The organism is Candidatus Pseudomonas phytovorans, from assembly GCA_029202525.1.
In the GTDB taxonomy this organism is placed as follows: Bacteria; Pseudomonadota; Gammaproteobacteria; order Pseudomonadales; family Pseudomonadaceae; genus Aquipseudomonas; species Aquipseudomonas phytovorans.
Genome location: CP119325.1, coordinates 1,272,910 through 1,298,748, shown reverse-complemented (window position 1 = coordinate 1,298,748; position 25,839 = coordinate 1,272,910). Strand labels below are relative to the sequence as shown.

General features: G+C 64.0%; 25 protein-coding genes. 11 read left to right on the top strand and 14 right to left on the bottom strand.

What is annotated here, in order from left to right; translation table 11 throughout:
- The first annotated feature begins 112 nt into the window (after positions 1-112).
- Both P0Y58_05695 and P0Y58_05690 read left to right on the top strand, forming a co-directional pair.
- Positions 113-835, top strand: a complete 723-nt coding sequence (locus tag P0Y58_05695) for a response regulator (protein WEK31693.1) — start codon at positions 113-115, stop codon at positions 833-835.
- Complete coding sequence (locus P0Y58_05690; protein ID WEK31692.1) at positions 832-2,208, top strand: ATP-binding protein; 1,377 nt, start codon at positions 832-834, stop codon at positions 2,206-2,208. The genes P0Y58_05695 and P0Y58_05690 overlap by 4 nt, the downstream gene beginning before the upstream one ends.
- 7 nt (positions 2,209-2,215) lie before the next feature.
- On the opposite strand, the gene P0Y58_05685 is transcribed toward P0Y58_05690, so the two are convergent.
- From P0Y58_05685 to P0Y58_05670, 4 genes are all read right to left on the bottom strand, one after another.
- The gene (locus tag P0Y58_05685; protein WEK31691.1) at positions 2,216-3,226 is read right to left on the bottom strand and encodes an NAD(P)-dependent alcohol dehydrogenase; all 1,011 of its coding nucleotides are present in this window, start codon (positions 3,224-3,226) and stop codon (positions 2,216-2,218) included.
- The gene (locus P0Y58_05680) at positions 3,223-3,846 is read right to left on the bottom strand and encodes an HAD family hydrolase (GenBank protein ID WEK31690.1); all 624 of its coding nucleotides are present in this window, start codon (positions 3,844-3,846) and stop codon (positions 3,223-3,225) included. The genes P0Y58_05685 and P0Y58_05680 overlap by 4 nt, the downstream gene beginning before the upstream one ends.
- Positions 3,843-4,712 carry an acyl-CoA thioesterase II gene (gene tesB, locus P0Y58_05675; GenBank protein ID WEK31689.1) on the bottom strand — a complete coding sequence of 290 codons (870 nt, stop codon included), beginning with the start codon at positions 4,710-4,712 and terminating at the stop codon, positions 3,843-3,845. The genes P0Y58_05680 and tesB overlap by 4 nt, the downstream gene beginning before the upstream one ends.
- Before the next feature lie 96 nt (positions 4,713-4,808).
- On the bottom strand, positions 4,809-5,378 hold the full coding sequence (locus tag P0Y58_05670) for a GNAT family N-acetyltransferase (protein WEK31688.1): 570 nt from the start codon (positions 5,376-5,378) through the stop codon (positions 4,809-4,811).
- Between the two features lie 179 nt (positions 5,379-5,557).
- On the opposite strand from P0Y58_05670, the gene P0Y58_05665 reads away from it, so the two are divergent.
- The 3 genes from P0Y58_05665 to P0Y58_05655 all read left to right on the top strand — a co-directional run bounded on the left by P0Y58_05665 (position 5,558) and on the right by P0Y58_05655 (position 8,588).
- Entirely contained in the window at positions 5,558-6,244 is a 687-nt protein-coding gene (locus P0Y58_05665) for a histidine phosphatase family protein (GenBank protein ID WEK31687.1), read from the top strand.
- Positions 6,245-6,283: 39 nt separating this feature from the next.
- Positions 6,284-7,198 carry a histone deacetylase gene (locus P0Y58_05660; protein ID WEK31686.1) on the top strand — a complete coding sequence of 305 codons (915 nt, stop codon included), beginning with the start codon at positions 6,284-6,286 and terminating at the stop codon, positions 7,196-7,198.
- Positions 7,199-7,346: 148 nt separating this feature from the next.
- Positions 7,347-8,588 (top strand): TIGR03862 family flavoprotein, encoded by a 1,242-nt coding sequence (locus P0Y58_05655; GenBank protein ID WEK31685.1) that lies wholly within the window; start codon positions 7,347-7,349, stop codon positions 8,586-8,588.
- Positions 8,589-8,723: 135 nt separating this feature from the next.
- Here the strand turns inward: P0Y58_05655 and P0Y58_05650 are convergent, their stop codons facing one another.
- From P0Y58_05650 to P0Y58_05630, 5 genes are all read right to left on the bottom strand, one after another.
- Complete coding sequence (locus tag P0Y58_05650) at positions 8,724-10,046, bottom strand: DEAD/DEAH box helicase (protein WEK31684.1); 1,323 nt, start codon at positions 10,044-10,046, stop codon at positions 8,724-8,726.
- 54 nt (positions 10,047-10,100) lie between these two features.
- Complete coding sequence (gene yedA, locus P0Y58_05645; GenBank protein ID WEK31683.1) at positions 10,101-11,021, bottom strand: drug/metabolite exporter YedA; 921 nt, start codon at positions 11,019-11,021, stop codon at positions 10,101-10,103.
- A 126-nt stretch (positions 11,022-11,147) separates the two neighbouring features.
- Positions 11,148-11,753: a 3'-5' exonuclease gene (locus tag P0Y58_05640; GenBank protein ID WEK31682.1), complete on the bottom strand. Its 606-nt coding sequence runs from the start codon at positions 11,751-11,753 to the stop codon at positions 11,148-11,150.
- A 10-nt stretch (positions 11,754-11,763) separates the two neighbouring features.
- The gene (locus tag P0Y58_05635; protein ID WEK31681.1) at positions 11,764-12,243 is read right to left on the bottom strand and encodes an NYN domain-containing protein; all 480 of its coding nucleotides are present in this window, start codon (positions 12,241-12,243) and stop codon (positions 11,764-11,766) included.
- 162 nt (positions 12,244-12,405) lie between these two features.
- Positions 12,406-13,170: a DUF2076 domain-containing protein gene (locus tag P0Y58_05630; GenBank protein ID WEK31680.1), complete on the bottom strand. Its 765-nt coding sequence runs from the start codon at positions 13,168-13,170 to the stop codon at positions 12,406-12,408.
- 167 nt (positions 13,171-13,337) lie between these two features.
- Between P0Y58_05630 and P0Y58_05625 the strand changes: the two genes are divergently transcribed.
- Positions 13,338-13,994: a YciC family protein gene (locus P0Y58_05625; GenBank protein ID WEK31679.1), complete on the top strand. Its 657-nt coding sequence runs from the start codon at positions 13,338-13,340 to the stop codon at positions 13,992-13,994.
- Here the strand turns inward: P0Y58_05625 and hrpB are convergent, their stop codons facing one another.
- Positions 13,995-16,523 (bottom strand): ATP-dependent helicase HrpB, encoded by a 2,529-nt coding sequence (hrpB, locus tag P0Y58_05620; GenBank protein WEK31678.1) that lies wholly within the window; start codon positions 16,521-16,523, stop codon positions 13,995-13,997. It abuts the gene before it with no gap.
- 117 nt (positions 16,524-16,640) lie between these two features.
- On the opposite strand from hrpB, the gene P0Y58_05615 reads away from it, so the two are divergent.
- Together P0Y58_05615 and P0Y58_05610 are read left to right on the top strand one after the other, a co-directional pair.
- Positions 16,641-17,060, top strand: a complete 420-nt coding sequence (locus tag P0Y58_05615; protein WEK31677.1) for a polyribonucleotide nucleotidyltransferase — start codon at positions 16,641-16,643, stop codon at positions 17,058-17,060.
- Positions 17,061-17,086: 26 nt separating this feature from the next.
- Positions 17,087-17,956, top strand: a complete 870-nt coding sequence (locus P0Y58_05610; protein WEK31676.1) for a cation diffusion facilitator family transporter — start codon at positions 17,087-17,089, stop codon at positions 17,954-17,956.
- Between the two features lie 36 nt (positions 17,957-17,992).
- On the opposite strand, the gene P0Y58_05605 is transcribed toward P0Y58_05610, so the two are convergent.
- Positions 17,993-18,829 carry a hypothetical protein gene (locus P0Y58_05605; protein ID WEK31675.1) on the bottom strand — a complete coding sequence of 279 codons (837 nt, stop codon included), beginning with the start codon at positions 18,827-18,829 and terminating at the stop codon, positions 17,993-17,995.
- Between the two features lie 395 nt (positions 18,830-19,224).
- Between P0Y58_05605 and P0Y58_05600 the strand changes: the two genes are divergently transcribed.
- Together P0Y58_05600 and P0Y58_05595 are read left to right on the top strand one after the other, a co-directional pair.
- Positions 19,225-19,701, top strand: a complete 477-nt coding sequence (locus P0Y58_05600) for an Lrp/AsnC family transcriptional regulator (GenBank protein ID WEK31674.1) — start codon at positions 19,225-19,227, stop codon at positions 19,699-19,701.
- A 54-nt stretch (positions 19,702-19,755) separates the two neighbouring features.
- The gene (locus tag P0Y58_05595; GenBank protein WEK31673.1) at positions 19,756-19,959 is read left to right on the top strand and encodes a DUF2788 domain-containing protein; all 204 of its coding nucleotides are present in this window, start codon (positions 19,756-19,758) and stop codon (positions 19,957-19,959) included.
- A 187-nt stretch (positions 19,960-20,146) separates the two neighbouring features.
- Here P0Y58_05595 and P0Y58_05590 read toward each other — a convergent pair whose 3' ends face one another.
- The 3 genes from P0Y58_05590 to P0Y58_05580 form a co-directional block, all read right to left on the bottom strand.
- Positions 20,147-20,785 carry a pseudouridine synthase gene (locus tag P0Y58_05590; protein WEK31672.1) on the bottom strand — a complete coding sequence of 213 codons (639 nt, stop codon included), beginning with the start codon at positions 20,783-20,785 and terminating at the stop codon, positions 20,147-20,149.
- 6 nt (positions 20,786-20,791) lie between these two features.
- Positions 20,792-22,255, bottom strand: a complete 1,464-nt coding sequence (gene amn, locus P0Y58_05585; protein WEK31671.1) for an AMP nucleosidase — start codon at positions 22,253-22,255, stop codon at positions 20,792-20,794.
- Positions 22,256-22,432: 177 nt separating this feature from the next.
- Positions 22,433-24,085: an acyl-CoA dehydrogenase family protein gene (locus tag P0Y58_05580; GenBank protein ID WEK31670.1), complete on the bottom strand. Its 1,653-nt coding sequence runs from the start codon at positions 24,083-24,085 to the stop codon at positions 22,433-22,435.
- Positions 24,086-24,462: 377 nt separating this feature from the next.
- On the opposite strand from P0Y58_05580, the gene P0Y58_05575 reads away from it, so the two are divergent.
- A protein-coding gene (locus P0Y58_05575) for an IS3 family transposase (protein WEK31669.1) occupies positions 24,463-25,817 on the top strand; the annotation gives its coding sequence in 2 pieces (ribosomal slippage) (positions 24,463-24,955 and positions 24,955-25,817; 1,356 coding nt in all).
- The last annotated feature ends 22 nt before the right edge of the window (positions 25,818-25,839 follow it).

The window sequence follows — 25,839 nt, the reverse complement described above, 5'->3', positions numbered from 1 at the left end:
GTCCGCAAATGTATTGCCGTGCAGGCCATTGGCTCTGCAACACATTCCGTTACATTCGCATCGAATGACGCGGTGTAAGGTGCGCTCCAGTTCTGTTGCCGCAGGTGCCTGCATGACCAAGCCCGACCACATTCTGATCGTTGATGACGACCCCGAAATCCGTCAGTTGTTGTCTACCTACCTGGCCGAAGCCGGCTACCGCACCTCAGTGGCCGCCGAAGGCCGCGAGATGCGTCGGCGCCTGGACGAGCACCCGGTAGACCTGGTGGTGCTGGACCTGATGCTGCCCGGCGAGGACGGGCTCAGCCTTTGCCGCAATCTGCGTGCGCGCAGCAACATCCCGGTGATCATGCTGACCGCCCGTGGCACCTTGGTGGACCGTATCGTCGGCCTGGAAATGGGCGCCGATGACTACCTGGCCAAACCCTTCGACCCACGCGAGCTGCTGGTGCGGATCAAGGTGGTACTGCGCCGCACCCAGAGTTTCCCCGAGCGTGCGAAGTTCGATGAAGCCAGCCGCCTGCGCTTTGCCGGCTGGCGCCTGGACACTGCCACCCGGCAATTGCGCTCGCCCGCCGGGCTGGTGATCAGCCTGGGCACCTCCGACTACCGGCTGCTGCGCCTGTTGCTGCAACACCCCAACCGCGCCCTGAGCCGCGACTTTCTGCTCAACCACATCTACGACCGCGAACGCGAGCCGTTCGACCGCAGCATTGATGTGTGCGTCAGCCGCATGCGCCAGCACCTGGGCGATGACCCACGCAACCCAACGCTGATTCGCACAGTGCGCAACGAGGGCTACATGCTCACCGTCGATGACGTAAGCAGCGAATGAAGCGCTTGTGGCCACGTTCGCTGCAGGGGCGCATGGTGATGATCCTGGTCGGCGGCGTGCTGGCTTCGCAGTTGCTCACCAGCAGTATCTGGTACGAGGTGCGCCAGACCCAGGTCATGGAAATACCCCTGCGCCTGCTTGCCGGGCGCCTGGCCGACCTGTTGCAGGTGGCCAGAAACCAGCCAGCACAGCTGGATGCCTTGCTCGCGGGCATGGAATCGCCACGCTGGCAGCGCTTGCCGGCGCCCGCCTCTGACACGCCCCCGGACGAGCCGGAGCAGGCAGCATTGCTGCGTGATCTGCTAGCGGCGCGCACCGGTGGCGATGCACCTGTGCGCTTGCTGGCCCTGGAGGTAATCGGCCCCGATGGCCACCCCGGTGGCGCGCCGATGTTACTGCGCGGGGCACCGGCCAGCGTCCGCACCGTGGTGCAACTGACCCTGCCCGATGGCCGGCCGCTGTACCTGCAAACCACCGAGGACCAAGGTTGGCGCAATGCCTCGATCGGCTCACTGGTGTTCGACTTCATCTTCCGCATCTATCTGCTGCGCAGCATTGCCTTGGTGCTGATCGCCTTGCTGGCCGTGCGCCTGGCCTTGCGCCCGCTCAAGCAGATGGCCGCCGCCGCCGAAGCGCTGGGGCAAGACATCCACCGCCCACCGTTGAGTGTGGATGGCCCGCAGGAAGTGCGCCGGGCGGCCCAGGCGTTCAATGCGATGCAACAGCGCCTGATCGACAGCATTGCCGAGCGCACGCGCTTTTTCGCAGCGGTTTCCCACGACCTGCGCACGCCCATCACCCGTTTGCGCCTGCGTACCGAACTGCTGCCCGAAGAAAGCCTGCGCCAGCGGTTCCGCAGTGACTTGCAGCACATGGAAGACATGGTCTCGGCCAGCCTCGACTTCCTGCGCAGCGGCGAGCTGGAGAATGCGCGTGAACCGGTAGATATCGACGCACTGCTGATTGGCCTGCAAGCCGACTTTGAAGACCTCGGTTGTGAAGTATGCGTGACCGGTCATGCCCAGCCCTACAGCGCCCATCCCAGCGGGCTGCGCCGTTGCCTGCAAAACCTGCTGGACAACGCCCGGCGGTATGCGCCCGGGCCTGTGGAGATTGAAGTGCGCGACACGCCAGACCGGTTGCGTATCGAGATTGGCGACCGCGGCCCAGGCATCGAGCCAGAGCACATGGCACGGGTACTGGAACCGTTCTACCAGGCCGACCCTTCACGCAGTAGTGGCGGGCACGGGTTGGGCCTGAGCATTGCCGCCAGCATTGCCAGTGCCCATGGCGGCAGCCTCAAGCTTGGGCCGCGCATGGGCGGTGGATTGCTGATAACCCTCGACCTGCCAAGGCCGTTCGGCAACCGCTGAGTGGGGGCTACCAGGTCAGGCAGATCTTGCCGAAATGCCGGTTGCTTTCCTGGTAGCGGAACGCATCGACGATCTGCTCCAGTTCGAAATGCTTGTCCACTACCGGCCGCAGGCCGTTGGCATCGATCGCCCGCACCATCGCCTGCTGCTGGGCACGGCTGCCCACCAGCACACCCTGTAAGCGAATCTGCCGCACCAGCGCCTGCACCAGCGGCAGTTGCCCGGCCACGCCGGTCAGGATACCGATCAGCGACACATGCCCACCGATGCGCGCGGCAATCATCGACTGCTCCAGCGTCGCCGGGCCACCCACCTCGATCACATGGTCAACGCCGCGGTTGTCGGTGAGCGCGCGCACCTTCTCACCCCAGGCCGGGGTGCTCTTGTAGTTGATCAAGTGGTCGGCGCCCAGTGCCTTCAGGCGCTCCAGCTTGGCGTCGCTGGACGAGGTGGCGATCACCGTAGCGCCGGCCAGCTTGGCAAACTGCAGGGCGAAGATCGATACACCGCCAGTGCCCTGCACCAGCACCGTGTCGCCAGGCTTGAGGTGGTCGTCGCTCATCAGCGCACGCCAGGCCGTTAGGCCGGCCGTGGTCAGCGTAGCGGCTTCGGCATGGCTGAAGCTTTTGGGGGCCAAGGTGAACGCGGTAGCGCGGGCGGTCACCTGTTCGCGGGCATACCCATCGAGGCCGTCGCCGGGCACCCTGCCAAAGCCCTCGACATTGGCCTGGCCGTCGACCCAGTCGGGGAAGAAGGTACTGACCACATTGTCGCCGACCTGAAATTCGCTGACACCTTCACCCACCGCAATGACTTCGCCGGCGCCATCAGCCATGGGGATACGCCGCTCGCTCGGGCCCCACATGCCGCTGACCACAGCGAAGTCATGGTAATTGAGGGAGCTGGCGTGTAGCTGCACGGTGATCTCGCCGGCCTGGGGCGCGGGGGCCTCGCTGGTGCCGACCTCGACCTTGTCGTAGCCGCCGCCGGGTTGTACGTAGATGGCCTTGCTGGTCATGGGTGGGTCTCCGTATCAGAAGAAAGAATGGGGTTCAGCATCACCTTCAAAGCCCGGCAATCCGCTGCGTGCCAATCCACCAGCTCCGGCCATGGGTTATCCGGTAAATTCACCAGCACCGTGCGCGCCCCCGCTGCACGACCGCAGTCCAGATCGAACCGATAATCTCCTACCATCACCAGCTCGCTGGGCGCCACGCCCCAGGCACTGGCAATCTTCAGCAGCCCATCCGGGCTGGGCTTGGGCGCCGCTTCGTCACGCCCGAGAATGTGCTCCACAGGGAAGCAGTCTGCCAGGCCGATGGCCTCCAGCGTCACATGCGCCAGCTCACGCGCATTGCGGGTCAGAATACCCAGCCGGCAGCCGCGTTCGGCCAGTTCGCGCACCAATTCCACTGCCCCAGTGGCCGCCGTGGAGGCAATTGCCAGGTCACGCTCGTGCTCCAGCAACCAGGCATGCTTGGCCGCCGCCACGTCTGCGGGCAAGGCCGCCAGGTGGGTGAGAATGTCGTCCTCGGCCGGGATGTCCAACGCCACGCGAATGGCGTCGAAGTCATGCACCGCCACGGTCAGGGTGCCGTCCATGTCGAACACCCAGTTACGTACCTCGCCCAGGCTCATGCCCAATCCTTACGATGGCGAATCAGGCCTTCCTGGCTTGACGATGCCACCAGTTGCCCGGCCTGGTTGAAGATGCTGCCGCGGCAGAAACCGCGGGAATTCCCGGCCCAGGGGCTGTCGGTTGCGTACAGCAGCCACTCGTCGGCGCGCAGGTTGCCATGGAACCACAACGAATGGTCGAGGCTGGCGATCTGCATGTCGCGCTGCCACACCGACTTGCCATGCGGCAGCAACGCCGTGGTCAGCAGGCCGAAGTCCGAGGCATAGGCCAGCAGGTACTTGTGCAGGGCGGGCACGTCGGGCAGGTTGCCGTCGGCGCGGAACCAGGCGTACTTCACCGGGTCGCCGGGCTTGGGATTGAACGGGTCGCGCTCAGTGACCGGGCGGATCTCGATCGGCTTGGCACACAGCACCTTATCGCGAATTCGCTCGGGTAACTGGTCGGCCATGGCGCGGGCCAGTTCCACTTCGGTCGGCAGGTTTTCCGGGCCGACCACGTCAGGCATCTGCGCCTGGTGTTCGAAACCTTCCTCGTCGTACTGGAACGATGCGCTGCAGGTGAAGATGGTCTGGCCCTTCTGGATCGCCGTCACCCGACGTGTGCTGAAGCTGCCACCATCGCGCACGCGGTCTACCGAGTACACCACCGGCAGGCTGGCATCACCCGGGCGCAGGAAGTAGCCGTGCAACGAATGCACATGGCGCGCGTCCTCGACCGTCTGGCTGGCCGCCGACAACGACTGGCCCAGCACTTGCCCACCGTACAGCTGGCGGAAGCCCAGGTCCTGGCTACGCCCACGGAACAGGTTCTCCTCGATGGATTCGAGGCTCAACAGGTCGACCAGGTCGTCCAACACATGACTCATCGGGGGTTCTCCTCGCAAGGCAACACGTCTCTACAGCGCTCGTAATGAAGGCAAATGATACAGGGTTTGTCATTCGCGCCGGGCATGGCCGTGCATTCAGGCGCGCAGGGTGCGCTCCCAGTGCGCGCGATCGATGCGGTACAGCACATGCGGGCGCAGCGGGTGGCCCACGGCCAGGCGGGGGTGTTCGAAGCTGCCGTTCAGGTCCTGCTGCATGCCGATGGCCTGCATCACCTTCTGCGACGGCAGGTTGCTCTCGCTAGTGAACGACACCACCTCTTCCAGGCGCAATTGGGCGAAAGCACAACGCAGGCAGGTCCACGCCGCCTCGCTGGCAAAGCCCAGGCCCCAGTGGCGACGCGCCAGGCGCCAGCCGATCTCTACTGCCGGGGCGAAAGGCGCGTCGAAGTTGACATTGAGCAACCCGGTCATGCCGATGAACGCGCCGCTGTCCTTGCGCTCCAGCGCCCACAGGCCAAAGCCGTACTCATTGAAATGCCCACGCACCCGGCCGATCAACGCAGCCGCCTCGACGCGCGTCAACGGCGCCGGAAAATAGCGCATCACCTGTGGGTCGGCGCACAGCGCGGCAAACTCGCGCAGGTCATCGTCATGCCATTGGCGCAGCACCAGCCGTGCGCTTTCCAGTTCAAGAATAGGGGTCATCGGGTTTGCTCCGGTTTACCGCCTTGCAGTTTACAGCGTAGGCGCGGGCGCGGGTTTCACCCAGCCGGCAGCCGCCAAATGCAATTTTCACACGCCCTTCACCAGCCCCCGACAGGCCACTTGGCAGGATGCCGCCATCCACCTCCGCGCCAGCCGCGGCACTGCCAACGGAGCAACGCATGCTATCGAGCAACATCCTGGGCCACCCAGCCATTCACGCCCGGCGCAAGCGGCGCCTGTCACGCAAAGCCCTCGGTGCCGCCCTTGGCCTGTGCATGGTCGTGGCGGCGTTGACCACCTGGCTGGCGACGAGGACGCATATCGTGGACCTTGGCAACGAACAACAACTGAGTGACAGCGGCCTGCTGCAAGACTGGGCCGACGGGGCAGTGATCGTGATGATCCGCCATGCCGAACGCTGCGACAGCGCCCCCGGGCCCTGCCTGGACGATCCCACCGGGATTACCGTGGCCGGCAGCCAGGCCGCCGGCCGTGTTGGCCAAGGGCTGCACCAACTGGGCCTGAACAACGCCGACTTACTCAGCAGCCCCAAGCTGCGCACCCGGCAAACCGCGCACTTCATCCTCGGCCAGGCGGTGGCCAGCGAGGACTGGCTGGAAGGCTGTGATAACCAGTTCGCCAGCGAAGCACTGTCCCGCAAGCGCCCAGGCCACAACCTGGTGCTGGTGACCCACAATGGCTGCATCGACCATTTCGCCCGCCAGCAGAACGTTGCGGGGGGTGAGCGCCAGAGTGGCTACGCCAGCGCCCTGTTCGTGTCGGTGGATGGCAACGGCAAGGCACGCATCCTCGGGCGCCTGAACGAACCGGACTGGCAGCGCGTATTGGCCAGCGCAGGGCGATAACTGGCAAGATCAGCACTGGCCCTGACTGCGACCCCACCCATGCCGTTGCCGCTGATCTACCACGAAGACTACAGCCCGGAGTTCCCCGCCGAACACCGCTTCCCGATGGACAAGTTCCGCCTGCTGCATGACCACCTGGTCGACAGCGGGCTGACCACCGACCAGGCGTTGCTGCGCCCGGACATCTGCCCCAACGACATCCTCGCCCTGGCCCACGACCGCGGCTATATCGAGCGTTACATGAACGGCGACCTGTCCCGCGAGGACCAGCGTCGCCTCGGCCTGCCCTGGAGCGAAGCTCTGGCCCGGCGTACGGTGCGGGCAGTGGGCGGCTCGCTGCTCACCGCCGAGATGGCGCTGCAACATGGCATCGCCTGCCACCTCGCCGGCGGCACCCACCATGCCCATTACGACCACCCCGCCGGCTTCTGCATCTTCAACGACCTGGCGGTGATCAGCCGCTACCTGCTGGAGGCCGGCCGGGTACACCGGGTACTGATCTTCGACTGCGATGTGCACCAGGGCGACGGTACCGCGCGCATCCTGCACGACACCCCAGAGGCCATCACCGTGTCGTTGCATTGCGAACAGAATTTCCCGGCCCGCAAGGCTCAGAGCGACTGGGACATCCCCCTGCCCCGCGGCATGGGCGACGCGGCCTACCTGAAGGTGGTGGATGACACCCTCAACTACCTGCTGCCGCTCTATCAACCCGACCTGGTGCTGTATGACGCCGGCGTCGATGTGCACAAGGACGATGCCCTGGGCTACTTGCAACTGACCGACGCCGGCCTGGCCGCCCGTGACGAAGCGGTGCTGCGCCACTGCCTGGGCCGTGACATCCCGGTGGTTGGCGTGATTGGCGGCGGCTACAGCAAGGACCGCGAAGCCTTGGCCAGGCGCCATGGCATCCTTCACCACAGCGCGGCCCGGGTCATCAGTTGTTCACAATGACTGTGGAACCGCTTGTGGATAACCTGCTGGAAAGCTGCTGTAGCCCTTTGTACGCATGGCCTGCAGAACTATGATCATTTTTTGATCAGTGCTTCGATGGGCAGCGCTGCGCTAGAATGCGCCTCTTTTCCACAGCCTGCGGCCCACCATGCCCGATCTGAACCCTGCCTCCCCTCCTCCCGCCGTCGTCATCGGTGGCGGCCCAGCCGGCCTGATGGCCGCCGAAGCACTGGCCCAGGCAGGCCTGGCGGTCGAGGTGTTCGACGCCATGCCTTCGGTGGGGCGCAAGTTCCTGCTAGCGGGTGTTGGCGGCATGAACATTACCCACTCCGAGCCTTACCCGGCGTTCGTGTCACGCTATGCCGAGCGCCGGGGCGAAATCGATGCGCTACTGGGCGGCTTCGACGCAGACGCCTTGCGCCAGTGGATTCACGGCCTGGGCATCGAAACCTTCGTCGGCAGCTCTGGGCGGGTGTTCCCCACCGATATGAAAGCCGCCCCCCTGCTGCGCGCCTGGCTGAAGCGCCTGCGCGACGCCGGAGTAGTTATCCACACCCGCCATCGCTGGTTGGGCTGGAATGCCGACGGTGCCTTGAGGATCGCTTATCCACAGGGCGAGCTCGCGGTGAAGGCCGCGGTCGTGGTACTGGCGCTGGGTGGCGGCAGCTGGGCTCGGCTTGGTTCGGATGGGGCCTGGCAGCCACTTCTGGCCGAACGGGCTGTGGATATCTCGCCCTTGCAGCCAAGCAACTGCGGCTTAGAGGTGGAAGGCTGGAGCGCATTGCTGAAAGAAAAATTCGCCGGGGCACCGTTGAAGAACATTGCCCTCAGCGTCCCGGGCAGCGCGCCACGCAAGGGCGAGTTCATCCTCACTGCGCAGGGTGTGGAAGGCAGCCTGGTGTATGCCTGGTCAGCGCCAGTGCGTGAAGCCATCAACCGCGACGGCCAAGGGGTACTGCTGCTCGACCTGCTGCCAGACAAGCCTGTGGACAAGATTGCCCAGGCACTGGCCAAGCCACGCGGTTCGCGCTCAATGGCCAAGCATCTGCACAGCCAGCTGGGGATTGATGGCGTCAAGGCGGCGCTGCTGCGTGAGCTGACCGATCAGGTGACCTTTGCCGACCCACAGGCGCTGGCCCGTGCGATCAAGGCGCTGCCGATCACACTGGTGCGAACGCGGCCGCTGGATGAAGCGATCAGTAGCGCTGGCGGGGTGCGTTTCGAGGGGCTGGATGAGGGGTTGATGGTCAAGGGCATGCCGGGGGTGTTCTGTGCCGGCGAGATGCTCGACTGGGAAGCGCCGACCGGGGGTTACCTGCTGACCGCGTGCTTTGCCAGCGGCTTGCGCGCCGGGCGGGCGGCGGCAGATTGGCTCACTCGGGTTTCCTGACAGATTTTGGGGCTGCTTTGCAGCCCATCGCGACACAAGGCCGCTCCTACAAGGGTTGCACAATGGCTACGGCTTGCGCTGTACCTGTAGGAGCGGCCTTGTGTCGCGAAAGGGCCGCAAAGCGGCCCCAAAATCTCAAGGCTTACGCTTACGCGGCCCACCATTGAAGCTAGGCACCTTGCGCACTGCTTTCACCGCCGGCTCCGGCTCGCCACTGTCCATCCAGCGCCCCAGCCCGCGTTTGGCGCTGTTCTCTTTCGGCTTCTTGGGCTTCTTCGGCTTCTTGATCACCTGGCCGCTGGCGTCGGTCATCGGCACCCGGTGCTCAGGGATGAAGTCCGGCTCCTCATGGCGCGGCAAGGTCTGCCGGGTCAGCACTTCGATGGCCGACAGCATTTGCACTTCATCCGCACACACCAGCGAAATCGCCTCGCCTTTGTTGCCTGCCCGCCCGGTACGCCCGATGCGATGCACGTAATCTTCGGCAACGATCGGCAGGTCGAGGTTGACCACCAGCGGGAGGTCGTCGATATCCAGGCCACGGGCTGCCACGTCGGTTGCCACAAGCACCTGAATCTCGCGGGCCTTGAAGCTGTCCAGCGCACGCTGGCGGGTGGCCTGCGGGCGGTCGCCGTGGATGCCGTCGGCGTTCACGCCTTCAGCCAGCAAGCGCTCCACCAGCTGGTCGACACCGTTACGGGTCTTGGCAAACACCAGTACCTGCGTCCAGCGCTGTTTGCGCAGCAGGTGGCAGAACAGGTCTTCCTTGCGCTTTTTATCCACAGGCACCAGCCACTGCTTGACGCTGGAGGCGGCAGCGTTGCGCGGGCTGACTTCGATGCTGAGCGGGTCGTTCAAGGCCAGCCCGGCAAGCACGCGAATCTGGTCCGAGAACGTGGCGGAGAACAGCAGGGTCTGGCGCTTGCGTGGCAGCGCGGCGTACACCGACTGCAGCTCTTCGGCAAAGCCCAGGTCGAGCATGCGGTCGGCTTCGTCCAGCACCAGGGTTTGCACCTGGTTGAACTTCACCGCGTTCTGCCGGAACAGGTCAAGCAAGCGGCCCGGGGTGGCCACCAGCAGGTCGACACCACGGCGCAAGCGCATCATCTGCGGGTTGATGCTGACCCCGCCATACACCGCGTAGGTGCTCAGCGGCAGGTTTTCGGCGTACTCCTGCACGTTGTTGTGCACCTGCTCGGCCAACTCTCGCGTCGGCACCAGTATCAGTGCGCGGATCGAGTTGGCGGCCACCTTCTCGCCCTCCAGTGCCAGGCGTTGCAGCACCGGCAGGGCAAAACCCGCGGTCTTGCCGGTGCCGGTCTGCGCCGCAGCCATCAGGTCACGGCCGGCCAGCACAGCGGGGATGGCCTGGGCCTGCACCGGGGTCGGGGTGGTGTAGTCCAGCTGCTGCAGGGTGCGCAGCAACGGTTCGATCAGGCCGAGTTTGGCGAAATTCATGGCAATACCGTAAGGGGGGTTCAGCGAAGGCGGCAAGTTTACCGCATCACCCCCTTACTTGCAGATTTCGCCTTTCAACGGCTGCACTGGCTCAGGTGCCTTGCGCCACTGCGGCAGGCCGATCAGTACCACCGCGCCAATGATAACCGCCATGGCCACGCACTCTTCGGCGCCAATTTGTTCACCGGCAAAGACGATGCCCAGCAACACCGCCACCCCCGGGTTGACGTAGGCATAGCTGGTGGCGGCCGCCGGGCGCACATGCTTGAGCAGGTACATGTAGGCACTGAAGGCCAGGATCGAGCCGAAGAACACCAGGTAGGCCAGCGCGCCCCAACCAGCGGCGGTCGGCATCTGCGTCATGCGTTCGCCCGACAACACGCTGCCCAGCAACAGCACCGCACCACCCACGAGCATTTCTGCGGCGCTGGCCATGGGCCCCTGGGGCAGCGGCAAGCTCTTGCTCCACACCGAGCCGAACGCCCAAGACGCCGCCGCAAAAATGATCAGCGCCGCCCCCATTGGGCTTGCCTGCAAGTTGGAGCCCAGGTTGAGCAGGCCGATACCCACCAGCCCCAGGGCGATGCCCGCCCACTCCAGCCTGGAGTTGCGGTGACCGAACAACAGGCCGAACAGCAAGGTGAACAATGGCACTGTCGCCACCGCCAGCGCCGCCACGCCCGACGCTACCCCGGCATGCTCGGCCACGGTCACGCCGCCGTTGCCGCAGCTGAGCAGCAAAAAGCCGATTGCCCCTGCCGCTCGCCACTGCGGCCAGGTCGGCGCTGGTGCACCACGCCAGCGCAAAAAACCATACAGCAGGCCGCCAGCAATCAGGAAGCGCACCCCGGCCATGAGCATCGGCGGCCAGCTCTCCACCCCGATACGAATGAACAGGTAGGTAGAGCCCCAGACCAGGTACAGGGCCAGGAAAGCACCGATGAGCAACAACGGGAAGCGACGGGAGGCAGGCATGGGAAAAACTCGAAATCCGTTTACGGGTAATTCAGTTTAACGGCCTGCCGGGGTGTAGTTGCGTTACAGAACCGGCTCAAATGAGCAGCACACTTTTGGTGCGTCCGGCTTGGGCTCTGGCGGACCTCAGCGGAACTTGGCCAGGGCTTCGCGCACCTTCGCGGCAGGCACTTTCTGCAGGCGGCAAAGCAGGCTGTGGGACAGTTGCTGGATACCGTGGGCCTGGCGCAGTTCGCCGACCAGGTGTTGCAGCAGGTTGGCAGCCATCTCGGCATCGGCCATGGCCCGGTGCGCGGTACCGGTATCCGGCAGGCCGGCCCAGCGGGTCAGGGTGCCCAGCTTATGGTTCGGTGCCATCGGCAGCAGGCGCCGGGACAGCAGCAGGGAACAGGCGAAAGACTGGCTGCGGCTGCGGCCGATACGGCTCAGTTCGTAATCCCAGAACTTCTGGTCGAACGCGGCGTTGTGTGCCAGCAGCGGCGTGCCCCCGACAAACTCGGCCACTTCGTTCATCACTTTGTCCACCGGTGGCGCGCTGCGCAACATGGCGGTGGTGATGCCGGTCAGCCCGGCAACGAAGGCCGGCACTGGCACGCCCGCGTTCATCAGGCTCTGGTAGCGCTCGACAATGCGCCCGTCTTCCAGCATTACCACCGCCACTTCGGTGGCACGGCAGCCGGCTCCGGGGGAGATACCGGTGGTTTCAAAGTCGATTACAGCAATACGTTCCATCAACAGCGCCTCAGTGTTTGAGCAACAGCTTACCCTCGATGGGCACATAACGGGTGGCCGAACGGATCAGCGACAATGCGGTGAGCCCGGGCACCCCATACACCACGGCCTCTGTACCGTGACGCTGGATCACCCGTTCCAGCAGCAGGTCGAAATCACCATCGCCAGAGGCCAGCACCACCTGGTCGACCCGGCTAGCGGCATCGATCACATCCAGGGTAATGCCCACATCCCAGTCACCTTTGGCCGAGCCATCGCTGCGCTGGATGAAGGGCTTGAGGCGCACATCGAACCCGAGGTTGCGCAAGATCTGCTGGAACTGCTGTTGCTTGCTGTCGCCACGGTCGATGGCATAGGCCACCGCTTCAACAATTTGCCCTTCGCGGCTTACATCGGACCACAGGGCGGTGTAGTTGAAATGGCAACCGTGGGCTTGGCGCACGGTGTAGTAGAGGTTCTGCACATCGGCGAACAGCGCGATCTTTTTCACCTGGGAACCTCATGGTCGGCCTGGAATGCAGGGGGCTGCTGTGCAGCCCTTTCGCGACACAAGGCCGCTCCTACAGGGAATTGCGTACCCGTGTAGGAGCGGCCTTGCGTCGCGAAAGGGGCGCGGCGCGCCCCCAGAAATGCCAGCAGTATGCCAGACCTGTCAGACGTACGAATCGTCGTCCGAGAAGAACCCGCCATCGTCGCTGCCGTAATCGGTGTCGGCATAACCGCCCTGGTCATTGCCCCAACCACCGTTGTCAGCCACTTGCTGCTGCCCGCCCTGATCGTTCCAGCCGCCGCTGTCACTGGCTGGCGTTGGCTCTTCCTTGATCACCTCGACCACTTCTTCCGGCTGCGAGTTGTGGTTGAACAGGCTGCTGATGCCCTGCGCCAGCAACACACCACCGGCCACACCGGCTGCAGTCTGCATGGCCCCACCGAGGAAGCTGCTGGCACCACCGCGCGCCGGCGCTGCGCCAAAACCAGGCTGCTGCGCCGGCGCTTGTGGCTGGGAAAAGCCCGGGGCCGACGGTTCACGCCAGCCACCCCCCGAGGCCACCGGGGCTGCAGCAGGACGCTGCGGCTGTGCGGCTGGAGCCGTACTGCGCCCACCCGAACCAAAAATGCTCGACAGGAAGCCACCGCCGCCATTACCCGGCGCGCTGTTGCCAGCTGGTGCGGCCTGAGCCTGGGCCCGAGCCTGCTGCAACTCGGCTTCCAGCTGCTTGTTCTGTTCGTCGAGGCGCTTGATCGCGGCCTCCTGCACCAGAATCGCCTGGGCCATGTAGTAAGGCGCCGCTGGCTGCTGGCTCAGGTGTTGCTCGATGCACGCCTGAGCCTGCGCGTCACGCGGCTGGTTTGGGTCTTCGGCTTGCTTGATGCGGCCGAACAGGCCGTCGATCAGGGTTTGTTCTTCAGTGTTCATGGGGCGACCTCGTGGGGTACCGGGACAACGGACAGCGTCAAAGATGGGGTGTAGCGGCACGGGATTCAATCACTGGCGCCGTGAAACTTTTTTCAGCAAGTGACAGCCGCGCGCCTGCTTTGGGCTAAAGTTAGGCCCCTGTTTTTACTGCCATGCGATGTTGACTGATGAATCCGCTGAGCGTTCTGCGCGACTCCCTGTACTTCTTCCGCCGCCACCTGCCGAGCATCCTCCAGCTGTGCCTGCCGCTGGTGGTACTGGAAGCCTTGCTCACCCAGTTGCTGTACCAGCAACTGGGCGACCAGGCATCGCCGGCCTACGGCATGCTGGTGAGCCTGCTGTTCTACCCGCTGTACAGCGCGGCACTGATTCTTTACCTGCACACCCGCAGCAATGGCCAGGACATCGGCAAGCGCGACCTGTTCGCCCGCGCCCTGCAGCTATGGCCGCAACTGGCCTTGCTGATCCTGATCAGCTCGCTGCTGATCATGGCCGGCCTGGCGCTGTTCATCTTCCCGGGGGTGTGGATCATGATCAACCTGGTGTTCGCCGAGTACCTGCTGGTGCTGCGCGGCCTGCCGGTAGTGCAGGCGATGCGCGAAAGCGCACGCATGACCACCGGGCACTTCATGCGCATCATGATCTGCGTGGTGGCGGTGCTGGCACCGATCTGGCTGATCGACGGGCTGCTGCTGATGGCCTTCCCCGAGCCATCACCCGGCATGGAGCTGGCCATGGACAGCCTCAGCGGCTTCCTTCAGCTGTTCAGCACCGTGGTGCTGTACCGCCTGTTCACGTTGCTGGAAGGTGAAGCCGAGGCGTAATCAGGTGCCTCTAGGCTTGGCCCGCGCGGTGGCCTCGGCCACCAGCGGGTCATCCGGCCAGTAGTGCTTGGGGTACCGCCCTTTCAGGTCTTTCTTCACCTCGGCATAGGTGGTGCGCCAGAAATTGGCCAGGTCCTGAGTCACCTGCACCGGCCGGCGTGCCGGTGACAGCAGGTGCAACTTGACCTGCTGGCGGCCATTGGCGATGCGCGGGGTGTCGGCCAGGCCAAACAGTTCTTGCAGGCGCACGGCGAGAATCGGCGGGGTTTCGCTGTAGTCCAGCCGGATGTTGGAGCCCGACGGCACGGCCAAATGCGCGGGGGCCTGCTCTTCCAGCCGTTGCGGTAGCGGCCAGGGCAGCAGGTTACGCAGTAGCGACGGCAGGTCCAGCGCGGTGAAGTGGCTAAGGCGGGACACTTTGCCCAGGTAAGGCTGCAACCAGTCTTCCAGGCTGGCAAGCAGCGCCTCGTCACCCAGGTCGGGCCATTCGCTCTGCCCGCCCTTGTCCAGGTCCAGCTGGCGTAACAGCGCCACCCGTGCCTGCCACTGGCGCAGCTCGGGGGTCCATGTCAGCAGGTTCAGGCCTTTGCGGCGTACCAGTCCCAGCAGCGCTTTGGCGCGGGCGTCATCACTCAGGCCAGTCAAGGGCTCGCGGCTCAGTATCAGCTCACCGACCTTGGTTTGGCGTTCGGCCCGCAGCACTTGCTCGCGCTCGTCCCAGTCGAGTAGATCGACACACTCGACCTGCTCGGCCAGCACATCATCAAGCAGCGCAGGGTCGAATTCTGCCGCCAGGTAGATGCGCTCTTCGCGCTGGCCCTGGCGGCTGCCCAGGTCGGCAATCACCAACCAGGGGTGTTTCATCAAGGCATCGACCTCGCCGAACAAGGCTGCACGGCCATTGGCCAGGCGATACTCGGCGCCCCCCTCTCGCCGCTGCTGCGCGACCCGGTCGGGATAGGCAAGCGCCAGCAAGGCGCCAAGCCAACGCGGATGGTTGGGGTCGGCAACGGCGGCCCCGGCCTTGCCGCGCAGCAGGCCACGGTACTGACGCGCAAGCTGCCGGGCGCGCTGTACGCCACCTTGACCGCCACGGTTGGCCTTGCTCTCGCCGCTGACCAAAGCCAGCCGGCTGTGCAGGTCGGCACCGCCGCCACGCAGGATATCCCGCTCACCGAGCAACGCCGCCACATCGCAGGCCATGGCAGCCAGACCCAGGCTCTGGCCACGCAGCAACAAATGGGCGATGCGAGGGTGAGCCGGCAGCTCGGCCATGGCCTGGCCGTGACCGCTGAGCGTGTCGCGGCTACCCGGTTTGAATGCACCCAGCCGCGCCAGCAGGTCCTGAGCCTGGGAAAACGCCGCGCTGGGCGGTTGGTCCAGCCAGCGCAAATGATGCGGTGCCACGCCCCAGCGGGCGAGCTGCAGGGCCAGCCCGGCCAGGTCGGCCTGGAGGATTTCGGCGCTGCCATGGGCAGCCAGTTGGTCATGCTGGGCCTCGGACCACAGCCGGTAGCACACACCCGGCTCCAAGCGGCCGGCGCGGCCAGCGCGCTGGGTGGCACTGGCACGAGAGATACGCTGAGTGTCCAGGCGGGTCATGCCACTGCCGGGGTCGAAGCGCGGCACCCGGGCCAGGCCTGCGTCGATCACCACACGCACGCCGTCGATGGTCAGGCTGGTCTCGGCGATGTTAGTCGCCAGCACCACCTTGCGCTGGCCCTTGGGCGCCGGGTCGATGGCGGCGCGCTGGGCATTGAGGTCGAGTTCACCGTGCAACGGGCACAGCAGAATTTCCGGCCGCTCGCCCAGTGCCTCCTGCAGGCTCTGGTGGACCCGGCGGATTTCGGCCTGGCCCGGCAAGAACACCAGCACACTGCCCGCTTGGTCGGCCAGTGCCTGCAGCACGCTGTCCACTACCCGTGGCTCGATGAACTCGCCCGGCTGGAAGGGCCGCCCCCAGCGGATGTCCACCGGGTGCATGCGGCCCTCACTGCTGACCACCGGAGCGCCGTCCAGCAGCCGCGACAGGCGCTCGCCTTCCAGGGTTGCGGACATCAGCATGATCTTCAGCGGTGGGTCGTCACGCAGCAGCTCGCGGCCATTGAGGCTTAGCGCCAGGGCCAGGTCGGCATCCAGGCTGCGTTCGTGAAATTCGTCGAAGATCAGCAAGCCCACACCCTCCAGCGCCGGGTCGCTTTGCAGCCGCCGGGTAAGGATGCCCTCGGTCACCACTTCGATACGGGTTTTCGGCCCGACCTTGCTGTCCAGGCGGATGCGATAGCCCACCGTTTCACCCACCTGCTCACCCAGCTCACTGGCCAGCCGTTCAGCCGCCGCCCGCGCCGCCAGGCGCCGCGGTTCGAGCATGAGAATGGTCTGCCCGGCCAGCCACGGCTCGTTCAGCAGCGCCAGCGGCACGCGAGTGGTCTTGCCGGCGCCGGGCGGTGCTTCGAGCACGGCTTCGTCACGTTTTTCCAGGGCTTGGCGCAAAGCGGGCAAGACGGCATCGATCGGTAATGAAATCATGGTGGTCCTCGAACAATCTGGCGAGTATAACGGCGAACCCAGCCTGCTCTATCATGGTCTTAAGCATCAGGCGCAGGCGCTTCGCTTGCCCTGCTGAATACCTTCTCGGAGATTTACATGCGCATCCCATCCCGCGTCATCGGCGGCGCCATCATCGTCACCTTGCTGACCCAGCTGACGGCCTGCGGCACGCTCTTCTATCCAGACCGTCGCGGCCAGATCGGCGGCAAGATCGACCCCGTGGTTGCCGCCATGGACGCCATCGGTATCCTGTTCTATGTGATCCCGGGGTTGATCGCCTTCGGTATCGACTTTGCCACCGGCGCCATCTATTACCCGGGCGGGCACACCGCCCAGGTCGACCCGGCCAAGCTGCGCGATGCCGTCAGCCCCGACGGCAAGGTCGACAACCTGAAGTTGCAGGCCATTATCGAAAGCGAACTGGGCCAGCGCCTGCCGCTGAACGACCCGCGGCTGATTCAGCACCGCGGCAGTGTCGAGCAGTTGGCCAGCCTGGGCCTGATACCGGCAGCCTGAACCCCACATACGGACGTTGACCACGGATGATCACCCCGGCCGAACACAAGCGCCTGCTACGCCTGGCCACCCGCGCCTCACTGGCGGTGGCCAGTATCCTGGTGCTGAGCAAGGCGCTGGCCTGGTGGCTGAGCGGCTCGGTCAGCCTGCTGGCCGGGTTGACCGACTCGGCACTGGATGCGGTCGCCTCGTTTCTCAACCTGCTGGCCGTGCACTACGCCTTGCGCCCGGCCGACGACGATCACCGCTTCGGTCACGGCAAGGCCGAGGCCTTGGCCGGCATGGCGCAGGCGCTGTTCATCGGCGTCAGTGCGGTACTGATCGGGGTGCAGGCGGTAGAGCGCCTGCAAAATCCGCAACCACTGGGTGACACCGCCATCGGCATCGCGGTGATGCTGTTGTCGCTGGGGCTCACCCTTGCCCTGCTGGCACTGCAGCGCAAGGTCGTTCGCCTGACCGGCTCCACCGCCGTGCGGGCCGACTCCCTGCACTACCGCTCGGACCTGCTGCTGAACAGCAGTATCCTGCTAGCCCTGCTGCTTGCACGCTTTGGCTGGCCACAGCTGGATGCGCTGTTCGGTCTGGGTATCGCCTTCTACATCCTCTGGAGCGCGTTACAGATTGCCCGCGAAAGTACGGCGATCCTGATGGACCAGGAGCTGCCAGGCGATGTTGCTGAGGACATGACCATACTGGTTTTGGCCATACCAGGGGTAAAAGGCGTGCATGACCTGCGTACACGGGTGTCGGGCAACCAGTGGTTCGTGCAATTGCACCTGGAGCTGCCGGGGCAGTTGCCGCTGCATGACGCGCATGGGCTGTGCGTGGAAGCCTCACGGGTGATCCGCCAGCGTTATCCACAGGCGGATGTAATGGTGCACGCAGACCCTGTGTAAACCTGCAAGGGCCCTATCGCCGGCAGCACATCCGGGTCAGTTGATACTGTAGCCTCGGCCATTGAAGCAGGCCCCCAGCGCCCGCTGGTAAAGGCTGAGCACATTGGCCGGCGGCGCATAGGTCGCCGTGGCCGGGTCGAAGCCCGACTGGCTCACCGCCCAGCGGTGGCACTGGTAACGGTCCTGCTCCTGCTGTTGCTCTCCCTGGCCATTCATCGGATACGCCACCACGTCATAGCCACCGTTCGAGGGTGCCACCGGTACAGGCGCCGGGACGGCGACGGGCGGGTTGACCACCACATACTCCTGGCTGTCAGCCAGGTACTGGTAATACGTGTCGGCCACCAGGAAGAACATCGCACCACCCAGCCAGACTTCCTGCGCATAGGGCGGCAGGTAATTCACCCGCACGCCGTAAGGCGGGGTCACCACGATGTAACTGCCGCCATGCGGGCGATACCAGTAGCCCCCGGAGTAGAAATAGTCGGCACCACGGTAAGGCACTTTCCAGTAGCGGTCGGGGAAATGATCGACCGTGTGCCCCGGGCGATACTGGGGCCCAGGCCCCCAGCCATTGCCGTGGCCATCCGGGCGCCCCTGCCAGTCACCACCGGGGCGCTGCCCCGGGCCGCCGGCTTCCCATTGACGGTTATCGCCATGGCGCCGGGGTATGTCCTGGTAGTAGCCCTGCCTTGGCGGCTGGGTCTGGCGCACTTCGTCGCGCGCGTTCAGCGAGCGGCCGGGCGTGCCTTCTGCCTGCCCCTGCTGCCCGTGTTCGCCATGCCCCTCACCCGGCCCTTCAGCCAAGGCCCCCAGGCTGATGCTCAAACCCAGCAAACCAACACCTGCCAACTGCCAGATGCGCGACTTCATGGTGTTCCTCTCGGTAGAAAATACGGCAACTACAGCCAGTCTACCGTGACGGCCACACAGGCCAATTAAATTTCCAGACAGAAAAAAGGGAGGCCACAGGGCCTCCCTTTTGAAATTGTCGTCCGTGCTCGGCACTTGTGGCACCGGCTCACCTCACACCGTCTTCTGGAGGGTGTGTAGCCCGGGGGCCTGGCGCATCCTGTTGGATGGCTGGCCGCGACCGCCCGCCTAGAGCGCGTCGCCGTGGACTGATGTCCGGGCAGTGATTCTGTGGATAAAGATACCGGACAGGCTGCAGCAGAGGATTGCGAAGATTGCTCAGATAAATAGCACTTGCGCAATTTTTCACCCTCGATTGATAATTCGCCGCAATACGAACAGAAAAGGCAAATGCCATGAGCAAACTTGACCGCTACGACCTGAGCATCCTCGCCGAATTGCAGCGCGATGCGCGCATTTCCAACCAGGAACTGGCCGAACGTATCGGCCTGTCGCCCTCGCCATGCTCGCGTCGGGTCAAGCAACTGGAGGACGACGGCTACATCTCGCGCCAGGTGGCCCTGCTCGATCGCAAGAAGCTGGGCCTGAGCCTGACCGCCTACGTGCTGATCGGCATGGACCGCCACACCCCGGAGCGCTTCGAAACCTTCGAGGCGGCCATCCGCGTCCTGCCGCAGGTGCTTGAATGCAGCCTGGTCACCGGGATGGATGCCGACTACCAGCTCAAAGTGGTAGTACCAGACATGGACCACTACCAGAAACTGCTACTAGGCAGCCTCACCCGTATCGAAGGCGTCACCAGCGTGCGGTCGAGCTTCGTGCTCAACCAGGTACTGGCCAGCACCGAGTTGCCATTGACCCACCTGCGCTGATTGCCCACGGTAGCCGGCGTATAATCGGCTGCTCAGCCTGCCTGGAGAACACAGATGGATCCCGCCGTATTCGAAGAGTGGATGATGATCATCCTGGTGACCGTATTGATCGGTTTCATGGGTTTCATCGTCTGGGACCTGGCGAAAAAGTCCAAGGCCGGCAAGTTCGGGACATTGATCCTGTTCTTCGTGCTGGGGCTGGGGGTGCTGGCCTTCATCATCAAAAGCGTGGTGGTGGGGTTTCTGGAAGGGGTGTAATCCCTTTCGCAGCACCAGGCTACTTTCAGATGACTCATTGATTTAGCAGGGACTCTGTGGGAGCGGGCTTGCCCCGCGAACACCGGCAAAGCCGGTGCCATGCACCGCGTGGCTCCCTTCGCGGGACAAGCCCGCTCCCACAATGACCACTGGTCTCTGGGTAATCTCCTGCAGAACGATGCCTCGGTTACCGGTGAAGCTTCGGTGCAACTTCGCGCCAGCAGCCCTGCTCCAGCCCCTCCAGCGCCCAGTCACCAATTCGCACGCGCACCAGGCGCAAGGTCGGCAACCCCACCGCCGCCGTCATCCGCCGTACCTGGCGGTTACGCCCTTCACGGATCACCAATTCCAGCCAACTGGTAGGCACGCTCTTGCGAAAACGTACCGGCGGGTTACGTGGCCAAAGTTCGGGTTCTTCCAGGCGCCGCGCCTCGGCCGGCAAGGTTGGCCCATCGTTCAGCTCCACGCCATCGCGCAAGCGCTGCAACTGCTCGTCGCTCGGCTCACCTTCCACCTGCACCCAGTAGGTTTTCGCCAGCTTGTGCTTAGGGTCAGCAATCCGCGCCTGCAAGCCACCGTCGTTGGTCAGCAACAGCAAGCCTTCACTGTCGCGATCCAGTCGCCCGGCCGGGTACACACCCGCGATGTCGATGAAGTCCTTGAGGGTCGCACGCCCTTCGCCGTCGCTGAACTGGGTCAGCACGTCGAACGGTTTGTTGAACAGGATCAGACGCGGCTCGGCCGGCGGCGCCTTGGGCTGGCGACGCGGGCCGGCGGCAGGCCGCGCCTGGGGGCGGCGCGGCTTGTTACGGGGTGGCAGGGGCATGGATCCTCAGCGGAACGGCGGCTCATCGAAGCTGCGCAGTTTACGCGAGTGCAGCGAGTTGAGCTCGGTGCGCAGCAGGTCGAGGGCAGCAATGCCGATTTTCAGGTGCTGGCTGACCGCCCGGTTGTAGAAGGCGTTGGCCGACCCCGGCAGCTTGATCTCGCTGTGCAGCGGCTTGTCGGACACACACAGCAAGGTGCCATACGGCACGCGCAAACGATAACCCTGGGCGGCAATGGTGCCGCTTTCCATGTCTACCGCCACGGCACGCGACAGGTTGATGAGTGGGCGTTCCTGGGCCCAACGCAGCTCCCAGTTACGGTCGTCGTAGGTCAGCACGGTGCCGGTGCGCAAACGCTTCTTCAACTGCTCGCCACGCTCGCCAGTAACCTGCGCGGCGGCTTCCTGCAAAGCCAGCTGCACCTCGGCCAGGGCCGGGATCGGGATGTTCGGCGGCACCACCCGGTCGAGAATGCCGTCACGGCGCATGTAGGCGTGTGCCAGCACATAGTCGCCGATAGTCTGCGACTGGCGCAGGCCACCACAGTGGCCGATCATCAGCCAGCAGTGCGGGCGCAGCACGGCCAGGTGGTCGGTGATGTTCTTGGCGTTGGACGGGCCGACACCGATATTGACCAGCGTAACGCCATCGCCGTCAGCGGCAATCAGGTGGTAGGCCGGCATCTGGTAGCGGTGCCAGACCACGCTGGCCACCAACGCCTGGACTTCACCGTGGTCCATGCCCTTGTCGACCACCACGTTGCCCGGCAGCACCATGCGCACGAAGCGCGGGTCGTCGCGCAATTGCTCCAGGCCATGGCTGATGAACTGGTCGACATAGCGGTGGTAGTTGGTCAGCAGAATCCACGGCTGTACATGGCGCCAGTCGCTGCCGGTGTAGTGCACCAGGCGGCGCAGCGAGAAGTCGACGCGCGCGGCGTCGAACAGTGCCAGCGGCAGGACTTCGGCACGCTCCCAGTCGTACAGGCCGTCGGCGATGTTGTCGGTGGCGGCGGAAAGGTCGGTGCTGGGGAACACCCGCGCCAGTTGCGCGGCGGTAATGCCGGTACCCGCCAACTCGTCGCCCTGGTCGACCACGTACGGATAAGGGATGTTCTGTTCACTGACGCCGACTTCAACCGTAACGGTGTAGTCGTGCATCAACGGGCGCAGTTGCTCCAGCAAGTAGCCACGGAATGCAGCCGGCTGGGTGACAGTGACGCTGTAGGTGCCGGCCACTTGAACCTTGGCGTAGGCCCGCGTGGTGGCAGCGACTTCACCGTGGCTGTAGTAGGTCAGGCGCAACGCCGGGTAGCGGAACAGTGCGCGTTCTTCGGCATCTGGCTCAGTACGGTCCTTCAGGTAACGCTTGAGGGCCTGGCTAAGGGCCCCGGTGGCCTGTTCATGCAAGGCCGCCAGACGGTCGACGGCCTGTTCGGGGGTATCAACGACTACAAAAGCGTGGCTCACACTGTGCTTCCTGTCTGGACATGCATGTGAACCATCTTGCCTGCCTTCTGGGCTAAATACATCCCCATTGATCGGTGTTGGATTCATTCGCGGGCGCGCCCGCTCCCACAGGTATGGCGCTGACCTGGAAATCTGTGAAGGTTCTGTGGGAGCGGGCATGCCCGCGAAGAAACCAACTCAATTCGTCCAGGCTGGCGTCGCCCTTGCCACCAAGGCCTCCACATCGACACCACGCGGCAGTGCACCGTAAACCCGGCCACCACCCGCCAACCGGCTGCCGATAAACGCATCACTCACGAGCGCATTGCCCGCTTCCAGCAATAGCTTTGCCTGCAGCGCCAGGGCAATATCCCCGGTCAGCTGCCGCGCGCGGTACTGCATATCGCCGGTATCGGCAAACGCCCCCTTGAGGTTACCGATGTGCGCCGCCAGGCGCGGGTCACCGTGGCCATCGCCCAGCTCGGCAAACAACGCATCGAGCACACCCGGTTCTTTGGACAAGGCTCGCAGCACATCCAGGCACTGCACGTTGCCAGAGCCTTCCCAGGTCGAATTGACCGGTGCCTCGCGATACAGCCGTGGCAGGATGCAATCTTCCACATAACCCGCGCCGCCCATGCACTCGGCGGCCTCGTTGATCATGGCCGGCGCCCGCTTGCAGATCCAATACTTGCCCACTGCCGTGACCAGCCGGGCAAAGTGCGCCTGCTGCGGGTCGTCCAGCTGCTCAAGCGCGTGCCCCATACGCAGGCTGAGGGCCAACGCAGCCTCGCTTTCCAGGGCCAGGTCGGCCAGCACGTTCTGCATCAGTGGCTGCTCGCTCAGCACCCGCCCGCCAACCTTGCGGTGTGCGCAGTGGTGGGTGGCCTGCGTAAGCGCCTGGCGCATCAGCGCGCTGGAACCCACCATGCAGTCGAAGCGGGTCATGGCCACCATCTCGATGATGGTCGGCACGCCACGCCCTTCTTCGCCGATCATCCAGGCCAATGCACCGCGCAACTCCACCTCGCTGGAGGCGTTGGAGCTATTGCCCAGCTTGTTCTTCAGGCGCTGGATATAGAACTGGTTGCGGCTGTCGTCCGGGCGGTGGCGCGGCAACAGAAAGCAGCTCAGACCTTTTTCGGTCTGTGCCAGGGTGAGGAAGGCATCGCACATGGGTGCCGAGCAGAACCATTTGTGGCCGACCAATTCATAGGCCTGGCCAGGGCCCGGCGCACCCACCGGGTACGCCCGGGTGGTATTGGCACGCACATCGGTGCCGCCCTGCTTCTCGGTCATGGCCATGCCCAGAGTGACCCCGGCCTTGTGCCGGTCGCCGACGTTACGCGGGTCGTATTCACAGGCCAGAATCTTCGGCAGCCAGTATTCGGCCAGCTCGGGCTGCAAGCGCAGCGCCGGCACGGCAGCGAAGGTCATGGTCAGCGGGCAGCCTGTGCCGGCCTCGGCCTGGCTGTGCAGGTAGGTCATCGAAGCCCGTGCTACATGCGCGCCGGGGCGGGGTTCAGCCCATGGCAATGACGGCAGCCCGTGTTCGACGGCAGTGCGCATCAACTCGTGATAGGCGGGGTGGAACTCGACCAGATCGATGCGATGGCCGTAGCGGTCGTGGCTGCTGAATTCGGGTTTGTGGGCGTTGGCCAGGAAGCCCGCCTGCATCAACGGGCCGCCGGCCAGCGCGCCGTAGGCATCGATCCGCGACTCGGCCCAGCCCGCGCCAAAGCGCCTCGACCACTCTTGCAATGGCAGGTCGAGGCGGTAGAGGTTGGCACCGTCGAGAGACGGTGGCTGGTTGGTGACCTCGTGAGTTTCAGCGTACTGGTGCAGGTTCATCGGGGGCTCCTGGATCCGGGTAGGCTTGAGAGACCCAGTGAAGCACTCCCGGTGGGGGAGTCAAAGTGGCATTCATGACTAAACGTGTGGTGGCAGGACTTGAGGTTGCATAAGGGCTGACAGGTGCTCGCCACAACGCATTCAGCGCCTGGGAGATCGAGCGCCGCCCGCGCGGCGCTTCGCGGGGCAAGCCCGCTCCCACATCTGTTTCGGGCCAGTATCGCCTGTGCCTGCGCACGCGAACGCCTTGTTTGTCCTACACGATATCGAGGTGGACGCCAAAGGGGCCCGCGCGCCTCTGTCTCAGGAATAACTGGCCCGAGACAAATGGACTGCCCCCAAGAAGTTGGACAAAAAATCCAACCCTTGGGGGACCTATGGGCAAATACACAGAGCAGTTCAAGCTCACAGCCGTCTCAGCCTACCTGGATGGCAATAATGGCTTCCGAAAGGTAGCCCAGCATTTCGATGTTGATTTCAGCCTGCTCCGCCGGTGGGTTTCCAGCCATCAGAGCGAATCCAGCCTTTCTTCACGCTCACATGGGCGGCGTTATGACGACGATTTCAAGCGACAGGTGCTGAGCTACATGCACGAACATCGCCTTTCCATGCGGCAAACCGCAGCACATTTTGGCCTCGGTCAATCATCGCAGATAGGCAGCTGGCAGCGGCAGTACTACAGTGGTGACCCTATAGCCCCTGTCGACCGCCAGAAAAAGCCGATCAAAGTGCCGAAGAAGATCAAACCAGCAAAACCCACAAATACTGACGATTCGCAAAAGCCCCGAGACCAGCTGATGGCGGAGCTCGAATATCTGCGCATGGAGAACGCTGTCTTAAAGGAGCTCAAGGCTTTGCGAGAGGAAAAGGAACGAATGTCGGGGAAAAAGTCCTGATCGTTTCGAGGCTCAAGCCTAGATTCCCTTTGCCTGACCTGCTGCGTCTGGTCGGGCTGGCTCGCAGTACCTTTTACTATCAGGTGCAAGCTCAGCAGAAGCCGGACAAATATGCCGAGCTTAAAGAGCAGATTCAGCAGGTCTATCGCAAAGAGAAAGGGCGTTACGGCTATCGACGCGTTGCACTCGTGATCAGAAAAGGTGGGGTACTGGTCAACAAGAAGGTCATCGAGAGGCTGATGGCTGCCCTGGGTCTGCAGTCACTGGTGCGACCTAAGAAGTATCAGTCGTACCGAGGTGTTGTTGGCAAGATAGCGCCGAATCTGCTGGAGCGAAATTTCGTTGCCCAGCGTCCTAATCAGAAATGGGTGAGTGACGTAACTGAGTTCAAAGTGGCTGAACAGAAGCTCTATCTTTCGCCTGTGATGGATTTGTACAACGGAGAAATCATCGCTTACGAGACGGCGAGTCGCCCTCAGTACAGCCTGGTTGGGAACATGCTCGACAAGGCACTCAAAACCTTGGGAGAAAAGCCGAAGCTGGTGCTCCACACCGACCAGGGCTGGCAGTACCAGCAGGGTCAGTATCGCCACCAGCTGCGCAGTCGTGGGGTGAAACAGAGCATGTCTCGTAAAGGCAATTGCCTAGACAATGCAGCTATGGAAAGCTTCTTCGGCACGCTCAAGTCAGAATTTTTCTACCTCAAGCGTTTCGAGAGTATTGATGAATTGAAAGCGGGCCTGGATGAGTACATTCACTACTACAACCATGACCGCATCAAGCTAAGGCTCAATGGCCTGAGCCCTGTCGAGTACAGGACCCAGGCGGCAGCATAGAACTGTCCAACTTTTGGGGGGC

Coding starts and splice junctions, on each gene's coding strand:
- P0Y58_05695 (WEK31693.1), top strand. CDS start 113: ATGACCAAGCCCGACCACATTCTGATCGTTGATGACGACCCCGAAATC.
- P0Y58_05690 (WEK31692.1), top strand. CDS start 832: ATGAAGCGCTTGTGGCCACGTTCGCTGCAGGGGCGCATGGTGATGATC.
- P0Y58_05685 (WEK31691.1), bottom strand. CDS start 3,226: ATGACCAGCAAGGCCATCTACGTACAACCCGGCGGCGGCTACGACAAG.
- P0Y58_05680 (WEK31690.1), bottom strand. CDS start 3,846: ATGAGCCTGGGCGAGGTACGTAACTGGGTGTTCGACATGGACGGCACC.
- tesB (WEK31689.1), bottom strand. CDS start 4,712: ATGAGTCATGTGTTGGACGACCTGGTCGACCTGTTGAGCCTCGAATCC.
- P0Y58_05670 (WEK31688.1), bottom strand. CDS start 5,378: ATGACCCCTATTCTTGAACTGGAAAGCGCACGGCTGGTGCTGCGCCAA.
- P0Y58_05665 (WEK31687.1), top strand. CDS start 5,558: ATGCTATCGAGCAACATCCTGGGCCACCCAGCCATTCACGCCCGGCGC.
- P0Y58_05660 (WEK31686.1), top strand. CDS start 6,284: ATGCCGTTGCCGCTGATCTACCACGAAGACTACAGCCCGGAGTTCCCC.
- P0Y58_05655 (WEK31685.1), top strand. CDS start 7,347: ATGCCCGATCTGAACCCTGCCTCCCCTCCTCCCGCCGTCGTCATCGGT.
- P0Y58_05650 (WEK31684.1), bottom strand. CDS start 10,046: ATGAATTTCGCCAAACTCGGCCTGATCGAACCGTTGCTGCGCACCCTG.
- yedA (WEK31683.1), bottom strand. CDS start 11,021: ATGCCTGCCTCCCGTCGCTTCCCGTTGTTGCTCATCGGTGCTTTCCTG.
- P0Y58_05640 (WEK31682.1), bottom strand. CDS start 11,753: ATGGAACGTATTGCTGTAATCGACTTTGAAACCACCGGTATCTCCCCC.
- P0Y58_05630 (WEK31680.1), bottom strand. CDS start 13,170: ATGAACACTGAAGAACAAACCCTGATCGACGGCCTGTTCGGCCGCATC.
- P0Y58_05625 (WEK31679.1), top strand. CDS start 13,338: ATGAATCCGCTGAGCGTTCTGCGCGACTCCCTGTACTTCTTCCGCCGC.
- hrpB (WEK31678.1), bottom strand. CDS start 16,523: ATGATTTCATTACCGATCGATGCCGTCTTGCCCGCTTTGCGCCAAGCC.
- P0Y58_05615 (WEK31677.1), top strand. CDS start 16,641: ATGCGCATCCCATCCCGCGTCATCGGCGGCGCCATCATCGTCACCTTG.
- P0Y58_05610 (WEK31676.1), top strand. CDS start 17,087: ATGATCACCCCGGCCGAACACAAGCGCCTGCTACGCCTGGCCACCCGC.
- P0Y58_05605 (WEK31675.1), bottom strand. CDS start 18,829: ATGAAGTCGCGCATCTGGCAGTTGGCAGGTGTTGGTTTGCTGGGTTTG.
- P0Y58_05600 (WEK31674.1), top strand. CDS start 19,225: ATGAGCAAACTTGACCGCTACGACCTGAGCATCCTCGCCGAATTGCAG.
- P0Y58_05595 (WEK31673.1), top strand. CDS start 19,756: ATGGATCCCGCCGTATTCGAAGAGTGGATGATGATCATCCTGGTGACC.
- P0Y58_05590 (WEK31672.1), bottom strand. CDS start 20,785: ATGCCCCTGCCACCCCGTAACAAGCCGCGCCGCCCCCAGGCGCGGCCT.
- P0Y58_05580 (WEK31670.1), bottom strand. CDS start 24,085: ATGAACCTGCACCAGTACGCTGAAACTCACGAGGTCACCAACCAGCCA.